This is a genomic window from Bradyrhizobium sp. CER78 (genome assembly GCF_029846235.1).
In the GTDB taxonomy this organism is placed as follows: Bacteria; Pseudomonadota; Alphaproteobacteria; order Rhizobiales; family Xanthobacteraceae; genus Bradyrhizobium.
This window is the reverse complement of the sequence record NZ_JARVWP010000021.1, coordinates 23,841-43,081: the sequence shown is the minus strand read 5'-3', so window position 1 is coordinate 43,081 and position 19,241 is coordinate 23,841. Positions and strand designations below refer to the sequence as shown.

Below are 19,241 nucleotides of genomic sequence, written 5' to 3'. Positions count from 1 at the left end.
TAAGACGCGTTCCAGGGCGTGCCACACTCTTTTCACTTGGCAGAATGATCGCGATTACCGACAATGCCTGCCCATAAATCTCCGCTTTTCCGGCAGAATCAGTTCTTGCTGGGCGAGGCGGACGCAAGGGACGGCGCCAAGGGAATGACCGAATTTGCTGGCGAGTTGTCGCCCCCGTTCGAGATCGTTGAGCCGCAGGCTTGGCGCGCGCCGATCATCTTCAATTCCCCGCATTCGGGCTCGGTCTACCCTGCCGAATTCCTCGAGGCGTCGCGTATAGATGTGGCGTCGCTGCGCCGCTCCGAAGACAGCTTCATGGACGAGTTGATCGCCGGCGTGAGCGATCGCGGCTTTCCGATCGTCCAGGTCAACTTCCCGCGTTCCTATGTCGACGTGAACCGCGAGCCCTATGAGCTCGACCCGCGGATGTTCACCGGGCGGCTGCCGAGCTTTGCCAACACGCGCTCGATGCGGGTGGCCGGCGGCCTCGGCACCATCCCGCGCGTGGTCGGCGACGGCCAGGAGATCTACCGCGAACGGCTCGACGTCGACGAGGCGCTGCGGCGGATCGAGGTGCTCTACAAGCCCTACCACCGCGCGCTGCGCCGGCTGATCAACAAGGCACACCAGGCGTTCGGCGCCGTGATCTTGGTCGACTGCCACTCGATGCCGTCGGTCGGCGTGTCGCGCGACGAGCCGCGCCGGCCCGACGTCGTGATCGGCGACCGCTACGGCACGAGCTGCGCGCCGCTGCTGCCCGATCTGGTCGAGGAGATCATGAGTTCGCTCGGCTATTCGATCGGCCGCAACAAGCCCTATGCCGGCGGCTTCATCACCGAGCACTATGGCAACCCGGCGAGCGGCCTGCATACCGTGCAGATCGAGCTCAACCGCGCGGTCTATATGGATGAGCGCCACCGCGAGCGCGGACCGCGCTTCGCCCAGGTGGCCGCCGACTTCGCGACACTCGCCGACGCGCTGGCAAAGATCCCGTTCGGAGATCTCGGCCCGTTCCAGGCGGCGGCGGAGTAGCGCCCTCGAATCGTACTACGGTGATCGACGAAGTCGTGAACCACGAATTCAGTTGGCGGCGTGACCAGATGCGAAATTGGATTCCGCATTCACGCCTGGAAACGTCGAGCCAAGGAAGAGCCAAGAAAAAAGGGCCGCTTGAATGAACAAGCGGCCCAAGTCTAGGGAGGAAACGCCCAAGGAGGGCAGCGATAGCGCGAGGCGCTACCGCACCGCAACAATATGCGACCGCGCTGCACAAAACGCAAGAACTTTCGAAACATTTCTTCTGCAATGTTGGTAAGTCTGGCGAAATTGCAACACGAACGGGATGCCGAATTAATCCGTTAAATATCAACTATTTACGGAGAAATTCGAAATCAGTCAGCGCTCGGCGCATAGCTTGTATACCAGAACTCGCAACTTCGTGATCCGTCCCGGAGCCCTCAAGACTTTCGAATCCGGACCAAATCGAAAGTCCGGAACCGGACATCAGGCTGGGATAACACTCCGTTAATCGTGCGCGCCGCATTGGATTGAGCTAGGCAAGAGCGCATTCGATGCTTTCCGCGTCGTTTGCGCATTTCGGGGACATGCCGTGACGGTCATCGACTTTACCGCCTTCATCGGCCGCCTCGCGACCGCATCCGGCGAAACCATCCTGCCCTTCTTCCGCACCTCGCTCTCGGTCGACAACAAGAGCTCGAACGATTTCGATCCGGTCACCGAGGCCGACCGTGCCGCCGAGGCGGTGATGCGGCGGCTGATCAAGGCGAACTTCCCCCAGCACGGCATCGTCGGCGAGGAGTTCGGCAACGAGCGGGAGGACGCCGACTATGTCTGGGTGCTCGACCCGATCGACGGCACGAAGTCCTTCATCGCCGGCTTTCCAATCTGGGGCACGCTGATCGCGCTGCTGCACAAAGGTACGCCGGTATTCGGCATGATGCACCAGCCCTATATCGGCGAGCGCTTCCTGGGCGACAACGGCTCGGCGAGTTACTCCGGGCCGTCGGGCGAGCGGCGGCTCTCGGTGCGGCGCTGCGCCACGCTGAAAGAGGCGACGGTGTTCACCACGAGCCCGCTTCTGATGAATCCGGATGACCGCGCCCGCTTCGGCCGTGTCGAGCAAGCGGCGCGCCTGTCGCGCTACGGCGGCGACTGCTACTCCTATTGCATGCTCGCGGCCGGCCACCTCGACCTCGTGATCGAGACCGAGCTGAAGCCCTATGACATTGCCGGCCTGATCCCGATCGTCACCGGCGCCGGCGGCGTCGTCACCACCTGGGACGGCAAGCCGGCGCAAGGCGGCGGCCGCATCATCGCAGCCGGCGATCCGCGCGTGCACGAAGCCGCGATGAAGCTGCTCAACGCCTGAGCTTCTCTTCGCTGATTTCTTGAGTTGCCGGCCGATTGATCTGCGCCCATCCTGACGGCAACGAGAAAAGCCAGGGATGGGCGACATGACGATGCGCGGCAGGCTGCTGGCAATCCTTCTCCTGCTTCTCACGCCCGTTGCGGCCCCGGCCCAGGAGTTCCCGACCAAGCCGATTCGGCTGATCGTGCCTTTCCCGCCCGGCGGGCCGAACGACATCATCGCACGCGTGATCGGGCAGAAGATGTCGGAACTGGTGAAGCAGCCGATCATCGTCGACAATCGCGCCGGCCAGGGCGGCGTGCTCGGCACCGACGCGGCCGCGAAGGCCGTGCCCGACGGCTACACCGTTGCGATCGCGAGCGCCGGCGCATTGGCGATCAGCCCGAGCATGGAAAAAGTCGCCTACGACACGCTGAAGGATCTCGCGCCGGTGACGCTGGTCGCGACCGTGCCCGAGATGCTGGTGGTCGCCACCAACGTGCCGGCGAACAACATGAGCGAACTGGTCGCGCTCGCCAAGGCGCAGCCGGGCAAGCTCAACTTCGCGTCCTCCGGCCCCGGCAGCCTGCCGCATCTGGCCTGCGAATTGTTCAAGCTGACGGCGAAGATCGACATCGTCCACGTGCCGTATCGCGGCGCCGCGCCGGCCGTGAACGACCTGCTGGGTCAGCAGGTGCAGATGACCTTCCTCGACCTCCCCGTGATCCTGCCGCAGATCAAGGCCGGCTCGCTGCGGCCGATCGCGCTCGGCGGCCGCGAACGCGCCCCGACCGCGCCCGACGTGCCGACCACGACCGAGGTCGGCATGCCCGACCTGATCATCGAGAACTGGTACGGCATGGTCGCGCCAGCCGGAACACCACCGGCGATCGTCGCAAGGCTGAACAAGGTCGCGACCGATGCGATGGCCGATCCGGCGGTCAAGGCAAAACTCGCCGAGCAAGGCCTGACATTGGCCGGCGACACGCCGGAGCATTTCCGCGACTTCATCGCCGCCGACATCAAGCGATGGGCGAAGGTGATCCAGGACGCCGGCGTGGTGACGGCGAAGTAGAAGCTCTGGATCCTTGTCTTGACGCGTTTTCTTCACGCGAACCGGTGCCCACTTCGCTCGAAAACGCTCTAGTAGTCGAGCCGGCCGCGCAGCTCCTCGAACGGAATCATGACGTGCTTACGAAACGGCGGGCGCTGTTGCAGCGTCCGATACCAGCGCTCGACCGCCGGCAGCGGCGGGCGCGTGATCTCGAGCTCGAAGTAGCGATAGAGCGAGGTTCCGGCGGTGATGTCAGCGAGCGACAGCGTCTCGCCGAGCAGGAACGGATTATTCTCAAGGAGGCGTTCGAGCTTGGCGAAATGCTGCTCGCAGCGGACCAGCGCGCGCTCGATCGCCGGCCGATTGCGCTGGCTCTCCGGCGTGCGGAAGAATCCCCAGAATACGCCGCCGAGAAAATCCGGCTGCAGCGCGGTCTGCGACCAGTCCATCCAACCATCGACCCGCGCCCTTGTGACGGGATCGTCGGACCAGAACGGCCCTGCTCCATGCCGCGCGGCGAGGTAGCGCAGGATGGCGTGGGATTCCCAGACGGTTGCCTCGTCATCCCCGATGACAGGCACCTTGCCGTGCGGGTTCATCGCCAGGAAAGCCGGCGCATCGAGCCCGCCGAACACGCCGCCGGCATCGATGTGCTCGTGCACCAGATCGAGTTCGCCGATCAGCCACATCACTTTCTGTACGTTGAACGAACTGCGCCGTCCCCAGACCCTGAGCATTGCACTCTCCTCGCATGTCAGCGCTGCGCTTCGGCGCGCAGATATTCCACGAGCTGCTTGGCGGCACGCGGCAACGCTTTGAAGCTGCGGGCGCAGATCGTCAGCCGGCGGTTGGCCCAGCCGTCGCGGATCCTGATCGTCGTGATCGCCATCGACGCCGCACAGCGCCGCGCCGCGGTTTCCGGGATCACGGCGACGCCGACATCGGCGGCGACCATCTGGCAGATGGCGTCGAAGCCGCGCAGGCGGGCACGGAAGCGCAGCCGCGCACCAAGCTTTGCCGCGTGGCGGGAAATATGAACCTGCAACGCAGACGTCGCCGTGAGGCCGACGAAATCGCGCCCGACCACCTCCTGGAAATCGATCTGGCGGCGGCCGCCGAGATCGCTGCGGCGCGGCGCCACCAGCATCAGGCGATCCTCGCTGAACAGGAAGCGCTCGACGCTGTCGGGCAGCGCGTGTTCCGCGGCGAAGCCGAGATCGGCCGCGCCGCTGGCGATCGCGGTCGCGATATCGGTGCTCTCGCGCTCCTCGACATCGACGCTGATATCGGGATGCTCGTGCAGGAAGGCTGCGAGCGCCCGCGGCAGATGCTCCGACAGGCCCGAGGTGTTGGCGAGCAACAGCACGTTGGCGCGGACGCCGCTGGCATAGGCGGCAAGATCGCTTTGCAGCGCCTCGACATTGTGAATCACGATGCGGGCGTGGCCGAGCAGGCTCTCGCCCGCCGCCGTCAGCTCGACGCCGCGGCGACCGCGCTTGAGCAGCGCGACGCCGAGCGCCTCCTCGAGGCCCTTGATTCGCTCGCTGGCCGAGGCTAGCGCCATGTTCGCCCGCGCCGCGCCCTGTGTGATGCTGCGCGCATCGGAAACCGCGATGAACAATTGCAAATCGATCAGGTCGAACCGCATGACGTGTCCCGCCCCATTCCTTCGGACAGCCCGAAGGCTAACTCCGTAACCTCCAGATTGTGCCGATCGCGCCGATCGGTCAATGTCCGGCCATGGTCGACCATCTCCTCATCTTCATCGCTTTCGCCTTCCTGCTCGCCGGTTTCGTCAAGGGCACGCTCGGGCTCGGCCTGCCGACGGTCGCGATGGGACTGCTCGCGACCACGATGGCGCCGGGCCAGGCGATCGCGATCGTGATCGTACCGGCGATCGTCACCAATATCTGGCAGACCTTCGTCGGCCCCTATCTGCGCGACATCCTCAGGCGGCTATGGCCGCTGATGCTCGGCACCGTCGCCGGAATCTGGATCAACGCCGGACTATTGACCGGGCCTTACGCCGCCTACGGCACCGTCGTGCTCGGCGTGCTGCTGGTGATCTACGCGATCGTTGGCCTCAGCAGGTTCAACTTCAAGGTCGCGCGGCGCAATGAGAAATGGATCGGCGGCATCGTCGGCGTCATCACCGGGCTGATCTCGGCGGCGACCGGCGTCCAGGTCATCCCCTCGATGCCGTTCATGCAGGCGATCGGCATGGAGAGGGACGAACTGGTGCAGGCGCTCGGCGTCTTCTTCACCACCGCGACCCTGGCGCTCGCCTTCAACTTGACCGCTTCGGGCCTGCTGACCGCGGCCACTGCGCTGCCGGGTGCGGTGGCGATGGTGGCGTCATTCATCGGCATGTTCATCGGCCAGGCAGTCCGCACCCGGATGCAGCCGGATGTGTTCCGCCGCTGGTTCCTGATCTCGATGATCCTGCTCGGCATCTATCTTGCCGGCAGCGCGCTGCTCAAGATCCACGGCTAGATTCTTGTTCGACGCGTTTTCTTCACGCGAACCGGTAAACCGCTTCGCTCGAAAACGCTCTGGCGACGCCTAGCGCGCCTCCAGCATGGCGACGCGGACGCCGAGATAGATGAACAGCGCGCCGAGCGAGCGGTTGATCCAGGCGATCACGCCGGTCGATTGCCGGATGCGGCCGGCGGCCTTCGCCGCAAAGGCCGCGAGGCCAAGGCACCACAGCGTGCCGCCGGTGATGAAGATCAGCCCGAGCACCAGGAAGGCGAGCGTCTTGTGGGCTGAGTCCGCCGCCACGAATTGCGGCAGGAACGCCAGGAAGAACAGCGCCACCTTGGGGTTGAGGATGTTGGTCAGGGCGCCCTGCCAGAACACGCGCGAGATCGAGGTCTCGCCGCCCTGCCCGGCGATCTCGGCGATCGGCTTGGCGCGCGAGAGCAGCATCTGCAGGCCGGTCAGCACCAGATAGGCCGCGCCGATCAGCTTGACGGCCAGGAATGCGGTCGACGACGCCATCAAGAGCGCCGACAGCCCGATCGCCGCGCCCAGCACATGGACCAGGCAGCCGCAGCTGATACCGATCGCCGCAGCGGCACCTCCGCGCCATCCGAGCTGAATCGTGCGCCCGATGATATAAGCGGTATCCGGCCCCGGCGTGACGTTAAGCAGCAGCCCGGACAGGACAAACAGCCAAAGTTCGTGAATTCCCAGCATTCGGCGAGATTATCCTATGTAAGTAACGAACCGGAAAGGACGGTCAGCCAACCTGCGCCATTCCAGCGACACACGAATTCAGTAGAGAAACGGACTGTACGATCCGTTGGTCGCATGCCAATTCCTGCTACTATGCATTATAGGTGCCCGCAAACCGAGCTTCCGCCGGACCCGGCCTGTCTTGTAAGTATCGGATTCGGTCACCTCGGCTAAGTGGCCATTCCAGGGCACAGGAGACATGGAAAGACGGCTCGCTGCCATTCTTTGCGCTGATATCGCCGGCTATTCCCGCATGATGGGGGTTGACGAGGCGGGGACGCATGCCTCGTTCAAGGCGCATCGCAGCGCGATCTACCCCATCATCCTCAACCATGGCGGCCGAATCGTCAAAAACACCGGCGACGGCTTCCTGCTGGAATTTCCGAGCATCATCGGCGCGATCGAGGCCGCCGTGGCGATGCAGACCCTGATGGCCGAGCGCAACGAACATCTGCCGGCCGACCGCGCCATGCATTTCCGGATGGGCGTCCACATGGGCGACGTCATGGCCGACGAGGACGAGGTGTTCGGCGATGACGTCAACATCGCCGTCCGTCTCGAGACGGTCGCGACGCCCGGCGGCATCGCGGTGTCGGACAAGGCCCGCACCGAGGCCGGACGGCGGCTTGCCGTCAGCCTGGTCGATGCCGGCCCGCATCGCTTCAAGAACATTGCCGAACCGGTCAATGTCTGGACCTGGGCGCCGGCCGGGACTGACGCCCAGGAGCACACTCCGGAGGACGGGCCGCATCTGCCGGGGCAGTACCGGACCGCGATCGTCGGCGTGCTGCCGTTCGACAATCTGAGCGGCAGCGCCGACGAATATTTTTCGGACGGCCTGACCGAGGATCTGATCCACGCGCTGTCGCTGCAATCCTTCTATCGCGTGCTGAGCCGCAACTCGACCTTCGCCTACAAGGGCAAGAACGTCTCGACGCGGCTGATCGCGCGCGAGATCGACGCCACCTATCTGATCCAGGGCTCGGTGCGGCGCGCCGGCAACAAGATCCGCGTCACCGCCGAGCTGATCGCGCCCGAGAAGGGCGAGCAGCTGTGGACCGGCCGCTACGACCGCGACATGGGCGACCTATTCGCGATGCAGGACGAGATCACCGCGAATCTCTCCGCCGCGGTCGCGCAGGAGATCTACCGCGCCGAGGCATCGGCGCCGGCACGCTCGCCGAACTCCGAGCTGACCGCGTGGGATCGTTTCCTGAAGGGTCTGTCGCACTACTACCACCAGACCAAGACCGATTGCGAAACCGCGATCGCGCTGTTCAAGGAAGCGATCGAGCTCGATCCCGCGCTGTCGATCGCGCGCGCCTATCTCGCGCTGATCCAGATCCAGAGCATCCAGTTCGGCTGGATTCCGAGCACGCGCGAATTGTGGGCCTCGTCGGTCAGCCTGGCCGAGAGCAGCGTCCGGCTCGATCCGCGCTCCTCGTTCGCATTTTCGCTGCTGGCCTATCTGCATGCGATGCAGGGCCATTACGAAGCCGCGATGGATGCCATCAAGCGGGCGATCGAGCTCAACCCCTACGACATGGGCGCGCGCGGCGTGCTCGGAATCTGCCACATGGTGATCGGCGACCATCGCCAGGCGGTCGAGCTGTTCTCGACGGCGGTTCAGCGCGGCAACAGCGACCCGCGCTACCAATGGGGCGCTCTGAACGCGTTCAGCCATTATCTGCTCGGACAGTATGACGCATCGCTGTCGTGGTCGCGCGAAACGCTCTACCTCAACCCGAACCATTTGCAGGGTCTTGCGGTGCGCGCCGCGGCGCTCGCCCAGCTCGGCCGCGCTGAGGAGGCCGCGCAGGCGGCCGAGGCGCTGCTCGCCAACCATCCCAAGCTGACGGTCGAACGTCACTTGCGCAATTTCCACTGGAAGAACCCGGCCGACATCGCGCATTATCGCGAAGGCCTCTTGAAAGCCGGCCTGCCGTTCGGCAAACTCGCTCTGGTTGCATCCGCATCGAAATTCGCGGTCGATTCCTGAGCGAATTCATCCACCGGTAATGGATGCTTTTTAGGCTGAAGCTTTTCAGGATGTGGTTTGATGTCCGATACGGCTGCAAGCGCGGCGCCTGCCCCGCAGGTCTCCCCTGACAATCCCTGCCCGTTCCTGCGTGCGCTGGTCGCCGGCGGCTATGTCGGTGGCCACATCGTGTCGCTGCCACAGCTCACTGAGACCATCGACCGCGCCACCGGCAAGACCGGGCTTCCGGCGCTCAACGCCGGCGCCAAGATCTTCATGGTCGCGCAGATGGCCAACGGCATCGGCCCGTTCAGCCAAATGCGCAGCCTGTTGCAGGGCGCGATCCTCGACGAATTACGCAACGGCCCGCTCGACAAGCACGGCGCCGGCTCGCGCATCCTCGACCAACATGCCGTCGTGCATGAGGACGAGATCGCGCGGCTCGCGACCTTCGGCAGCGACTACAAGGCGCCCGACGGCAGCGTCGAACGCGGGCTGTCGGCATCCGAGATCAAGACCTTCATGGCCGCGAACTTCCAGCGCGCCAAGGACGAGCATCCGCCGTCCTACGCCATCCTGCACTGCTACTACCCGCTCCTGATGCTCGGCGAGTGGCCGGTGCTGCTCGACATCATGGGCAAGGGCGAAGGCAAGGACCGCTATCTCAGCGTCGCCGAGGTCAGGACGCTATTCGTCGAGAAGCGCTTTCCCGACCGCATCGTCGCGCTGCTCAAGACTTGAGCTGCGGACGTCGGACACCATCCGGCCGAAACACTTGCCTCGTTGGGACTACCAGATCGCGCGCGGCTTATCCGTTTCTGTGAGGCGATCGCGGCCGTGAGCAAATGCCTTTCTGAGCGCGGCTTGAATCTGGACTTTCATGTAGTCTTCTCGATGCTCCGCGGGTGCGAGCAATCCCATTCGAACGATCCGGTCCGCCTCGACATCGATCCATTCTCCGAAGTTCATTGGATGATCCCCCTGGTTAGCTCGGGAAGCGGCGGGGCTATTTGAACAGCGGCGTGCCCGGCACGAAGGCGTCGAACGCCGCCCAGAACTGCGCGCGGTAACGATCCTGCTCCTGCAGGATCTCGTGCTTGGAGCCGGCGATCACCAGATGCGAGCCGGCGCGCAGATGATAGGCGAACTCCTCGATCGCGGCCGTCGACACCACCTCGTCATTGCTCGCCGCCAGCATCAGGATCGGCTGGCGGATTTCGGAGGGATACGACATGCCGCGGAAGGTGCGCATCGCGGTGAACGCGGTGTCGGCCCATGCGATCGTCGGCGCAGCGATGCCGAGCGTCGGGTCTTCCTCCAGGATCGCCGCGTTGCGGGCGTGGCGCACCGGATCGCTGGTGACCGGATTGCCGATGAAGGGCGCGAGCCCGACCAGCTCGCTGCTGCCGCCCGGAACGTAATTGCCGCCCTGCCCGGTCCAACGCATGATCCGAAGCAGCGCGCTCGGAAAGAACGACACGCGCTTGCGCGGCAGGTCGATCATTGGCGCCGACAGCACCATGCGGTCGAACCAGCGCTTGCCGGCATGTGCGACCCGCAGCAGCACCGCGCCGCCCATAGAATGCGCCAGCGCGAAATAGGGCGGCGGACAATCCGGCAGCACCACCTGCTGCACGAAGGCTTCGACGTCGGTCTCATAGTCAGCGAAGTCGCGCACATAGCCCTTGCGCGGATCACGTAGCCGCCGCGACGAATGGCCCTGCCCGCGCCAGTCGATCATCGCCACTGCAAAGCCGCGGTCGCGCAGGTCGCGCACCGTCTCGAAATATTTCTCGATCATCTCGCCACGCCCGCCGAACACGCAGACCGTGCCCTTGCGGCCGGGCGGCGGCGCCCAGCGCGCGAAGCGCAGCTCGGCTCCATCTGATGCTTTGATGGTGCCACTGACAACGTCGTCCGGAACCGGGTTGGCGGGAATCGAGACGAGCGTCATGCGGGAGACCGGCGTGGTGAGACAGGGTGGAGATCAAGGACGCCTGCGCCAAAAAAAGCGACGCGGTTTCGGCCTCTTGAACGCGACGTGCCCCCTCCCATATCACTTCAGTGCAGGCCGCTACCAGTGTTTCGGACCCGGAACATCAGGCTGCACACATCTAGGCCCGGCCCGATGGCGGGCGGGTAACTGAAACAGTCGCTCATTGGAGGACTACCCTATGCGTAGCTACGACCTCACTCCGTTCTATCGTTCCACCGTCGGCTTCGACCGCCTCTTCAATCTGCTTGATCAGGTGACCTCGGACGGCAGCCCCGGCTATCCCCCCTACAACATCGAGCGCACCGGCGAGAATGCTTACCGGATCAGCGTCGCGGTCTCCGGCTTCTCGCAGGCCGAGCTTTCGATCGTCGCGAAGGAGAACACGCTGACGATCAAGGGCGAGAAATCCGCCAACGAGAACTCCGGCAACGGCTCGGAAGTGCTCTATCGCGGCATCGCCTCCCGCGCGTTCGAGCGCGTCTTCCAGCTTGCCGACTTCGTGCAGGTGAAGAACGCTTCGCTCGAGAACGGCCTGCTCCACGTCGATCTCGTCCGCGAGATTCCCGAGGCCAAGAAGCCCCGCAACATTCCGATCGGCGGCGGCGAGAAGGCCCCGCAGGTCGTCGACGGCTCGGCGAAGGTCGCGGCCTAAGGAATGCCCCCCGCGTCAGCAGATATTGGCTGAGCGCGAAAACGCCCCGGGAAACCGGGGCGTTTTTTTGTTGCGCGCTTAACTTTCGTAGCCTGGATGGAGCGGAGCGAAATCCGGGAGGGTCGTGCCGCGGGGAGCGATCCCCTAATTGCGCTTCGCTCCATCCGGGCTACGCGGCGACCTTGGTCACTCCAGCCCCTGCACCTTGGGCATTTCCTGGGTCGGCAGAATCGCGGGCGGGGGCGCCGCCGGCGGTGGCGCGGCCTGACCGACGGTCGGGACCTCGGCTTGCTGGACGGGCTTCGCCGCCGCCTGGGTCTCCGCCGGCTTCGGGGCAGCCGCGGCCTGCTCGGGTGCTGCGGCCTGGGCGGGCGCAGGCTGCGGCGCGGCAGTCAGTGGTGCGGCGGCCCGGGCCGCCGCAGCGGGAGCCTGGGCCGCCGGAGCAGCCGCCTGGGCCGCGGAAGCAGCAGCGGGAGCCTGCGCCTTGGCGTTGAGCGGGCTGCGCTTCGGCACCGGGACGCGGCTCGCGACATGGGGGATCGGGAGCGGCGGCCGCGGCACCCGGGCCTGGATCACCCGCGGCATCGGGCCAACCGGGCCGTAGGTCGCGCTCATCTCCTCCTCGTAATTGTCGCCGAGCCGATAGGCCGGGGTGAAGCGGATGATGTGCCCGTCGCGGGCGTCGATCACCAGCCGGCCGTCGTCGCCGCCCTCGTCGATCACCGAGATCGTGTAGACGAAGCCGCGCTGCTGCAGGGCGCCGAGCGGCAGATAGCCGTTCTCGCGCAGCACGGTGTACACCTCGACCGGCGGCAGCAGGCTCGGGACGCGGCCAAAGCGCGGCGGCGGCGGAACCTCGGGCATGGCGGCGTACGGCCCGTCCATGTCGGAGACCCTGACGAAAGCCGGGCTGCCGATCCGGGCGGACGTCGCGAGCTGCGCCTCGGCCGAGGCTGCGCTGAGCGCGAGGGCGGCGGCTGCAACCGAACCTGTGAACAACTTCATCGCCGTAACTCCTGTCTGCCCCGCCCTAAGGAGCTTCCCGCTCTCTTGGAGGCTTGCCCGGGGCAAAATTTCAGTTTGAAATTCGGCGGTCCTTGGTCGCTCCTTGGGCCAGATCACGGCGTGTTTGCTTCGAATCGGGGGCGCGGCGGGCCAGCCGAGCCGTTCATTCCGAGCATGCGGGCGAGGACTTCCTCGCGCTTGTGTGATAGACAAAAATTTGGCAAGGTCGAGGTTAGGACAGTAAGGCTGTCTCAATTTCGAGGCCATCCCGGCATGGGGATTGCAACGAGAACCTTCGCGAGAAGGACCTCGGCGCCCCGGGCTCCGAGAATGCTGCAGGCAGGGCCGTCCCCTAGGGGACGTTGAAACGCCCGTCGTCTGAATTTAGGAAAATGCGGCTCGCGGCGGACGAGCGGTGGCCCGGTGGGTGCCGCAACGTCCAAGGTGCGCCAAATAGGGTGAGGCCCCTTACGCAAGGGAGAGGACACATGAGCGGGTCGGAATTCGAGCGCGAAATCATCGTGGCAGGTGCGCTGTCGGCGACCGCGGACTCGAAAGCCGCCGAACCCGCGCGTGAGCTGCATACATGGCGTCCTGAAGCCGAAGGCCTGTTTGATCCGAGCCTGGAAAAGGATTCCTGCGGCGTCGGCTTCATCGCCAACATCAAGGGCCAGAAGTCGCATCAGATCGTCTCGGACGCGCTGAGCATCCTGTGCAACCTCGAGCATCGCGGCGCCGTCGGCGCCGATCCGCGCGCCGGTGACGGCGCCGGCATCCTGGTACAGATCCCGCACACCTTCTTCGCGCGCAAGACCTCCGAGCTCGGCTTCAAGCTGCCGCAGCCCGGCGAATACGCCATCGGAGCACTGTTCATGCCGCGCGATGCCGCGTGGCGGAACGTGATCAAGAGCATCATCGCCGACGAGATCAAGAACGAGGGCTTCAAGCTGCTCGGCTGGCGCGACGTGCCCAGCGACAATTCCTCGCTCGGCGTCACCGTGAAGCCGACCGAGCCCTACCACATGCAGGTCTTCATCGGCCGCAACGGTGCGGCCAAGAACGAGGACGATTTCGAGCGCCGGCTCTACATCCTGCGCAAGTCGATCTCGCAGGCGATCTACCAGCGCCGCGACCGCGGTATGGCGGGCTACTATCCGTGCTCGTTCTCGTGCCGCACCGTGATCTACAAGGGCATGTTCCTCGCCGACCAGCTCGGCAAGTACTATCCCGACCTCCACGAAGCCGATTTCGACAGCGCGCTGGCGCTGGTGCATCAGCGCTTCTCGACCAACACTTTCCCGACCTGGTCGCTGGCGCATCCCTACCGGATGATCGCCCATAACGGCGAAATCAACACGCTGCGCGGCAACGTCAACTGGATGGCGGCGCGGCAGGCCTCGGTGCATTCCGAGCTCTACGGCAAGGACATCAGCCGCCTGTGGCCGATCTCCTATGAAGGCCAGAGCGACACCGCCTGCTTCGACAACGCGCTCGAGTTCCTGGTGCAGGGCGGTTACTCGCTGCCGCACGCCGTGATGATGATGATTCCGGAAGCGTGGGCCGGCAATCCGCTGATGGATGAGCAGCGCCGCGCCTTCTACGAATATCATGCCGCGCTGATGGAGCCGTGGGACGGCCCGGCCGCGATCGCCTTCACCGACGGCCGCAAGATCGGCGCGACGCTCGATCGCAACGGCCTGCGCCCGGCGCGCTACCTCGTCACCAAGGACGACCGCATCGTGATGGCGTCCGAAATGGGCGTCTTGAAGATTCCGGAGGACCAGATCGTCACCAAGTGGCGGCTGCAGCCCGGCAAGATGCTGCTCGTCGATCTCGAGCAGGGTCGCCTGATTCCCGACGACGAGATCAAGGCCGACCTCGCCAAGAGCCACCCCTACGCCGACTGGCTGCATCGCACCCAGATCCAGCTCGAGGAGCTTCCGGATGCGCCGGCCAAGGGCGTGCGCTCCAACCTGCCGCTGCTCGATCGCCAGCAGGCGTTCGGCTACAGCCAGGAAGACATCAACATCCTGATGACGCCGATGGCGTCGACCGGCGAGGAAGCCGCCGGCTCGATGGGCAACGACACGCCGATCTCGGCGCTGTCGGACAAGCCGAAGCAGCTGTTCACCTATTTCAAGCAGAACTTCGCGCAGGTGACCAACCCGCCGATCGATCCGATCCGCGAGGAAATCGTCATGAGCCTCGTCTCGATCATCGGGCCGCGGCCGAACCTGTTCGACCTGCAGGGCGTCGCCTCGACCCAGCGCCTCGAGGTGCGGCAGCCGATCCTGACTGACACCGACCTCGAAAAGATCCGCTCAATCTCCGACGTCGCCGAGACCCACTTCAAGTCGCGCACGCTGGACACCACCTTCCACGCCGGCTTCGGCGCGGCGGGCATGGAGCAGGTGCTCGATGAGCTCTGCGCGCGCGCCGAGGGCGCGGTGCGCGAGGGCATCAACATCATCATCCTGTCGGACCGCATGACCGGCACCGACCGGATCCCGATCCCGTCGCTCTTGGCCTGCGCCGCCGTGCATCACCACCTGATCCGCACCGGCCTGCGCACCTCGGTGGGCCTCGTCGTGGAATCCGGCGAGCCGCGCGAAGTGCATCACTTCGCCTGCCTCGCCGGCTACGGCGCCGAAGCGATCAACCCCTATCTCGCGTTCGAAACCATCCTCGCGATGAAGGACCGGCTGCCCGGCGCGCTCGACGACTACGAGATCGTCAAGCGCTACATCAAGTCGATCGGCAAGGGCCTGCTCAAGGTGATGTCCAAGATGGGCATCTCGACCTACCAGTCCTATTGCGGCGCGCAGATCTTCGACGCGGTCGGCCTCAAGGCGGACTTCGTCGCCAAGTATTTCGCAGGTACCCACACCCGCATCGAGGGCGTCGGCCTCGGCGAGATCGCCGAGGAGACCGTGCGGCGCCACACCGACGCGTTCGGCGACAGCCAGATCTACAAGAGCGCGCTCGATGTCGGCGGCGAATATGCCTACCGCACCCGCGGCGAGGACCATGCCTGGACCGCGGAATCGGTCTCGACCTTGCAGCATGCGGTGCGCGGCAACTCGCAGGAGCGCTACCGCGCGTTCGCCAAGATCCTCAACGAGCAGTCCGAGCGTCTGCTGACGCTGCGCGGCCTGTTCCGGATCAAGGGCGCCGAGGACGACAAGCGCAAGCCGGTCAAGCTCGAGGACGTCGAGCCGGCCAAGGACATCGTCAAGCGGTTCTCGACCGGTGCGATGTCGTTCGGCTCGATCTCGCGCGAGGCGCACACCACGCTCGCGATCGCGATGAACCGGATCGGCGGCAAGTCGAACACCGGCGAAGGCGGCGAGGAGTCCGACCGCTTCAAGCCGATGCCGAACGGCGATTCGATGCGCTCGGCGATCAAGCAGGTCGCCTCGGGCCGGTTCGGCGTGACGACGGAATACCTCGTCAACTCCGACATGATGCAGATCAAGATGGCGCAGGGTGCCAAGCCCGGCGAAGGCGGTCAGCTGCCCGGCCACAAGGTCGACGCGACGATCGCCCGCGTCCGACACTCGACGCCGGGCGTCGGCCTGATCTCGCCGCCGCCGCATCACGACATCTACTCGATCGAAGACCTCGCCCAGCTGATCTACGACCTCAAGAACGTCAATCCCGACGGCCAGGTCTCGGTCAAGCTGGTGTCCGAAGTCGGCGTCGGCACGGTTGCCGCCGGCGTCGCCAAGGCGCGCGCCGACCATGTCACCATCGCGGGCTTCGAGGGCGGCACCGGTGCCTCGCCCCTCACCTCGATCAAGCATGCCGGCTCGCCGTGGGAGATCGGTCTTGCCGAGACCCATCAGACGCTAGTGCGTCAGCGGCTGCGCAGCCGCATCGCGGTGCAGGTCGACGGCGGCTTCCGCACCGGCCGTGACGTCGTGATCGGCGCGCTGCTCGGGGCCGACGAATTCGGCTTCGCCACCGCGCCCTTGATCGCAGCGGGCTGCATCATGATGCGCAAGTGCCACCTCAACACCTGCCCGGTCGGCGTCGCGACCCAGGATCCGGTGCTGCGCAAGCGCTTCACCGGCCAGCCCGAGCACGTCATCAACTACTTCTTCTTCGTCGCCGAAGAAGTCCGCGAGATCATGGCGCAGCTCGGCTACAAGAAGTTCGACGACATGGTCGGCCAGGTCCAGATGCTGGACCAGACCGCGCTGGTCTCGCACTGGAAGGCCAAGGGCCTCGACTTCTCCAAGCTGTTCGTGCGGCAGAAGGAGGAGAAGGGTCAGACGATCTATCACTCGGAGAGCCAGAACCATCACCTGGAAGCCGTGCTCGACCGCCGGCTGATCGAGCAGGCGCAGGCCGCGCTCGATCGCGGCGCGCCGGTCAAGATCGAAGAAGAGATCAACAACACCGACCGTTCCGCCGGCGCGATGCTGTCGGGCGCAGTGGCCAAGATCTACGGCCATGCTGGCCTGCCGCTCGACACCATTCATGTCGGCCTGAAAGGCACGGCCGGACAGGCGTTCGGCGCCTGGCTGGCCAAGGGTGTCACCTTCGAGCTCGAAGGTGAAGGCAACGACTATGTCGGCAAGGGCCTCTCGGGCGGCTGCATCATCGTCAAGCCGCCGAAGATCTCCGGCATCGTGCCGGAAGAGTCGATCATCGTCGGCAACACCGTGATGTACGGCGCGATCGCGGGCGAGTGCTACTTCCGCGGCATCGCCGGCGAGCGCTTCGCGGTGCGCAACTCGGGTGCGGTCGCGGTCGTCGAAGGCGCCGGCGATCATTGCTGCGAATACATGACCGGCGGCATCGTGGTGGTGCTCGGCAAGACCGGGCGCAACTTCGCGGCCGGCATGTCCGGCGGCATCGCCTATGTACTGGACGAGACCGGCGACTTCGACAAGCTCTGCAACCTGTCGATGGTCGAGCTCGAGCCGGTGCTGTCGGAGGAGATGATCAACGCCGACACCTACCATCACTCCGGCGATCTGGAGGCGCATGGCCGGGTCGACGTGTTCCAGAACCTGCTCGACTCCGACGTGGAGCGGCTGCATGTCCTGATCACCCGTCACGCCAAGCTGACCGGCTCGAAGAAGGCGGCGGAGATCCTCGCCAACTGGAAGGCCTGGCTGCCGAAATTCCGCAAGGTGATGCCGGTGGAGTACCGCCGCGCGCTGAAGGAAATGAAGGCCAACGCCGACGCCGAGCCGAAGATCGCGATCGGCGCGTAAGTCACGACCGCGCGTCATTCCGGGTCGTGCCAGGCGCGAACCCGGAATGCGCAAAGCCACTTCGAGACTTCGGGTCTGCGCCATGCGGCGCAGCCCGGAATGACGGAACAACTGAGATGCAGGGGCATCGGGTTTCAATGGGTAAGATCACAGGTTTTCTCGAGATCGAGCGGCATGACCGCAAGTACGAGCCGGTCGCCGATCGGCTCAAGAACTTCAACGAGTTCGTCATTCCGCTGAGCGAGAAGGACACGCGCGACCAGGCCGCGCGCTGCATGAATTGCGGCATCCCCTATTGCCACGGCACAGGCTCGGTCCAGCCCGGCACGCCGGGCTGCCCGGTCAACAACCAGATCCCCGATTTCAACGACCTCGTCTATCAGGGCAACTGGGAAGAGGCCTCGCGCAACCTGCACTCGACCAACAACTTCCCCGAATTCACCGGCCGCATCTGCCCGGCGCCGTGCGAAGCGTCCTGCACGCTGAACATCGACGACAACCCGGTCACCATCAAGACGATCGAATGCGCGATCGTCGACCGCGCCTGGGACAATGGCTGGGTCAAGCCGGAGATCGCCACTGAGAAGACCGGCAAGAAGGTCGCGGTGATCGGCTCGGGCCCCGCGGGCCTTGCCGCCGCGCAGCAGCTCGCGCGCGCCGGCCACGAGGTGCATGTCTACGAGAAGTTCGCCAAGGCCGGCGGCCTGCTGCGCTACGGCATTCCCGACTTCAAGATGGAGAAGGGCATCATCGACCGCCGCGTTCAGCAGATGGAAGCTGAAGGCGTCACCTTCCACTATGGCAAGGCCGTCGGCGGCTCGACGCCCGGCGCGATCGACCCGCAGGAGCTGGCCAAGCAGTATGACGCCGTGGCGCTGACCGGCGGCGCGGAAGCCCCGCGCGACCTGCCGATCCCGGGCCGCGATCTCAGCGGCATCCACTTCGCGATGGACTTCCTGCCGCAGCAGAACCGCCGCGTCTCCGGCGAGCCGCTGAACGGCGCCGCCGACATCCTCGCCGGCGGCAAGCATGTCGTCGTGATCGGCGGCGGCGACACCGGTTCGGACTGCATCGGCACCTCGTTCCGTCAGGGCGCCAAGTCGGTGACCCAGCTCGAGATCATGCCGGCGCCGCCCGAGCACGAGAACAAGGGCGTCACCTGGCCGAACTGGCCGCTGAAGATGCGGACGTCGTCGAGCCAGGCCGAAGGCGCCGTGCGCGAATACGCCGTGCTGACGCAGAAGTTCGAAGGCGTCGACGGCAAGGTGACAAAACTGCATTGCGTCAAGGTCGACGACAAGTTCAAGCCGCTGCCCGGCACCGAGTTCACGCTCGACGCCGAGCTCGTGCTGCTGGCGATGGGCTTCGTCCATCCGGTGCACGAGGGCTTGCTCAAGACGCTGGGCGTCGAGCTCGACCAGCGCGGCAACGTGCGCGCATCCCTGCAGGACTACCAGACCTCGCGCGCCAAGGTCTTCTCGGCCGGCGACATGCGCCGCGGCCAGTCGCTCGTGGTCTGGGCGATCCGTGAAGGCCGCCAGTGCGCGCGCTCGATCGACACCTTCCTGATGGGGAAGACCGACCTGCCGGGGTAGTCGCCCCGGCCGTTGCGGCAATCCACATCCACACACTGAACTGTCATCGCCCGCGAAAGCGGGCGATCCAGTATTCCAGAGACGTCAGAGATCAAACCGAGAGGCCGCGGCGTACTGGATGCCCCGCCTGC

Annotated in this window: 15 protein-coding genes; 9 read left to right on the top strand and 6 right to left on the bottom strand. The window is 65.3% G+C overall.

Going from position 1 to position 19,241, the window contains the following annotated elements; all coding sequences use genetic code 11:
- Nucleotides 1–144: 144 nt before the first annotated feature.
- From QDT69_RS31960 to QDT69_RS31950, 3 genes are all read left to right on the top strand, one after another.
- Nucleotides 145–1,032: an N-formylglutamate amidohydrolase gene (locus QDT69_RS31960; protein WP_279710448.1), complete on the top strand. Its 888-nt coding sequence runs from the start codon at nucleotides 145–147 to the stop codon at nucleotides 1,030–1,032.
- A 577-nt stretch (nucleotides 1,033–1,609) separates the two neighbouring features.
- Nucleotides 1,610–2,389 (top strand): histidinol-phosphatase, encoded by a 780-nt coding sequence (gene hisN, locus QDT69_RS31955; RefSeq protein WP_279710447.1) that lies wholly within the window; start codon nucleotides 1,610–1,612, stop codon nucleotides 2,387–2,389.
- Nucleotides 2,390–2,474: 85 nt separating this feature from the next.
- Nucleotides 2,475–3,443 (top strand): tripartite tricarboxylate transporter substrate binding protein, encoded by a 969-nt coding sequence (locus tag QDT69_RS31950; RefSeq protein ID WP_279710446.1) that lies wholly within the window; start codon nucleotides 2,475–2,477, stop codon nucleotides 3,441–3,443.
- A 68-nt stretch (nucleotides 3,444–3,511) separates the two neighbouring features.
- On the opposite strand, the gene QDT69_RS31945 is transcribed toward QDT69_RS31950, so the two are convergent.
- Both QDT69_RS31945 and QDT69_RS31940 read right to left on the bottom strand, forming a co-directional pair.
- Nucleotides 3,512–4,159 (bottom strand): glutathione S-transferase, encoded by a 648-nt coding sequence (locus QDT69_RS31945; protein WP_279710445.1) that lies wholly within the window; start codon nucleotides 4,157–4,159, stop codon nucleotides 3,512–3,514.
- Between the two features lie 17 nt (nucleotides 4,160–4,176).
- Nucleotides 4,177–5,070, bottom strand: coding sequence for a LysR family transcriptional regulator (locus QDT69_RS31940; protein ID WP_279710444.1), 894 nt, complete (start codon nucleotides 5,068–5,070; stop codon nucleotides 4,177–4,179).
- A 92-nt stretch (nucleotides 5,071–5,162) separates the two neighbouring features.
- Between QDT69_RS31940 and QDT69_RS31935 the strand changes: the two genes are divergently transcribed.
- Nucleotides 5,163–5,915 carry a sulfite exporter TauE/SafE family protein gene (locus QDT69_RS31935; RefSeq protein ID WP_279710443.1) on the top strand — a complete coding sequence of 251 codons (753 nt, stop codon included), beginning with the start codon at nucleotides 5,163–5,165 and terminating at the stop codon, nucleotides 5,913–5,915.
- Between the two features lie 69 nt (nucleotides 5,916–5,984).
- Here QDT69_RS31935 and QDT69_RS31930 read toward each other — a convergent pair whose 3' ends face one another.
- Nucleotides 5,985–6,620, bottom strand: a complete 636-nt coding sequence (locus tag QDT69_RS31930) for a LysE family translocator (RefSeq protein ID WP_279710442.1) — start codon at nucleotides 6,618–6,620, stop codon at nucleotides 5,985–5,987.
- A 238-nt stretch (nucleotides 6,621–6,858) separates the two neighbouring features.
- Here QDT69_RS31930 and QDT69_RS31925 point away from each other — a divergent pair, with 238 nt between their 5' ends.
- On the top strand, nucleotides 6,859–8,658 hold the full coding sequence (locus tag QDT69_RS31925) for a tetratricopeptide repeat protein (protein WP_279710441.1): 1,800 nt from the start codon (nucleotides 6,859–6,861) through the stop codon (nucleotides 8,656–8,658).
- A 60-nt stretch (nucleotides 8,659–8,718) separates the two neighbouring features.
- A complete protein-coding gene (locus tag QDT69_RS31920; RefSeq protein ID WP_279710440.1) occupies nucleotides 8,719–9,378 on the top strand; it encodes a hypothetical protein in 660 nt (219 codons plus the stop codon).
- 48 nt (nucleotides 9,379–9,426) lie between these two features.
- Here the strand turns inward: QDT69_RS31920 and QDT69_RS31915 are convergent, their stop codons facing one another.
- Complete coding sequence (locus QDT69_RS31915) at nucleotides 9,427–9,606, bottom strand: hypothetical protein (RefSeq protein WP_279710439.1); 180 nt, start codon at nucleotides 9,604–9,606, stop codon at nucleotides 9,427–9,429.
- 37 nt (nucleotides 9,607–9,643) lie between these two features.
- Nucleotides 9,644–10,591: an alpha/beta hydrolase gene (locus QDT69_RS31910; RefSeq protein ID WP_279710438.1), complete on the bottom strand. Its 948-nt coding sequence runs from the start codon at nucleotides 10,589–10,591 to the stop codon at nucleotides 9,644–9,646.
- A 220-nt stretch (nucleotides 10,592–10,811) separates the two neighbouring features.
- On the opposite strand from QDT69_RS31910, the gene QDT69_RS31905 reads away from it, so the two are divergent.
- Complete coding sequence (locus tag QDT69_RS31905) at nucleotides 10,812–11,285, top strand: Hsp20 family protein (protein ID WP_279710437.1); 474 nt, start codon at nucleotides 10,812–10,814, stop codon at nucleotides 11,283–11,285.
- 186 nt (nucleotides 11,286–11,471) lie between these two features.
- Here the strand turns inward: QDT69_RS31905 and QDT69_RS31900 are convergent, their stop codons facing one another.
- Complete coding sequence (locus QDT69_RS31900) at nucleotides 11,472–12,290, bottom strand: hypothetical protein (RefSeq protein WP_279710436.1); 819 nt, start codon at nucleotides 12,288–12,290, stop codon at nucleotides 11,472–11,474.
- Nucleotides 12,291–12,778: 488 nt separating this feature from the next.
- Between QDT69_RS31900 and gltB the strand changes: the two genes are divergently transcribed.
- Nucleotides 12,779–17,515 (top strand): glutamate synthase large subunit, encoded by a 4,737-nt coding sequence (gltB, locus tag QDT69_RS31895; RefSeq protein ID WP_279710435.1) that lies wholly within the window; start codon nucleotides 12,779–12,781, stop codon nucleotides 17,513–17,515.
- Between the two features lie 137 nt (nucleotides 17,516–17,652).
- Nucleotides 17,653–19,110 carry a glutamate synthase subunit beta gene (locus QDT69_RS31890; protein ID WP_279710434.1) on the top strand — a complete coding sequence of 486 codons (1,458 nt, stop codon included), beginning with the start codon at nucleotides 17,653–17,655 and terminating at the stop codon, nucleotides 19,108–19,110.
- Nucleotides 19,111–19,241: the final 131 nt, after the last annotated feature.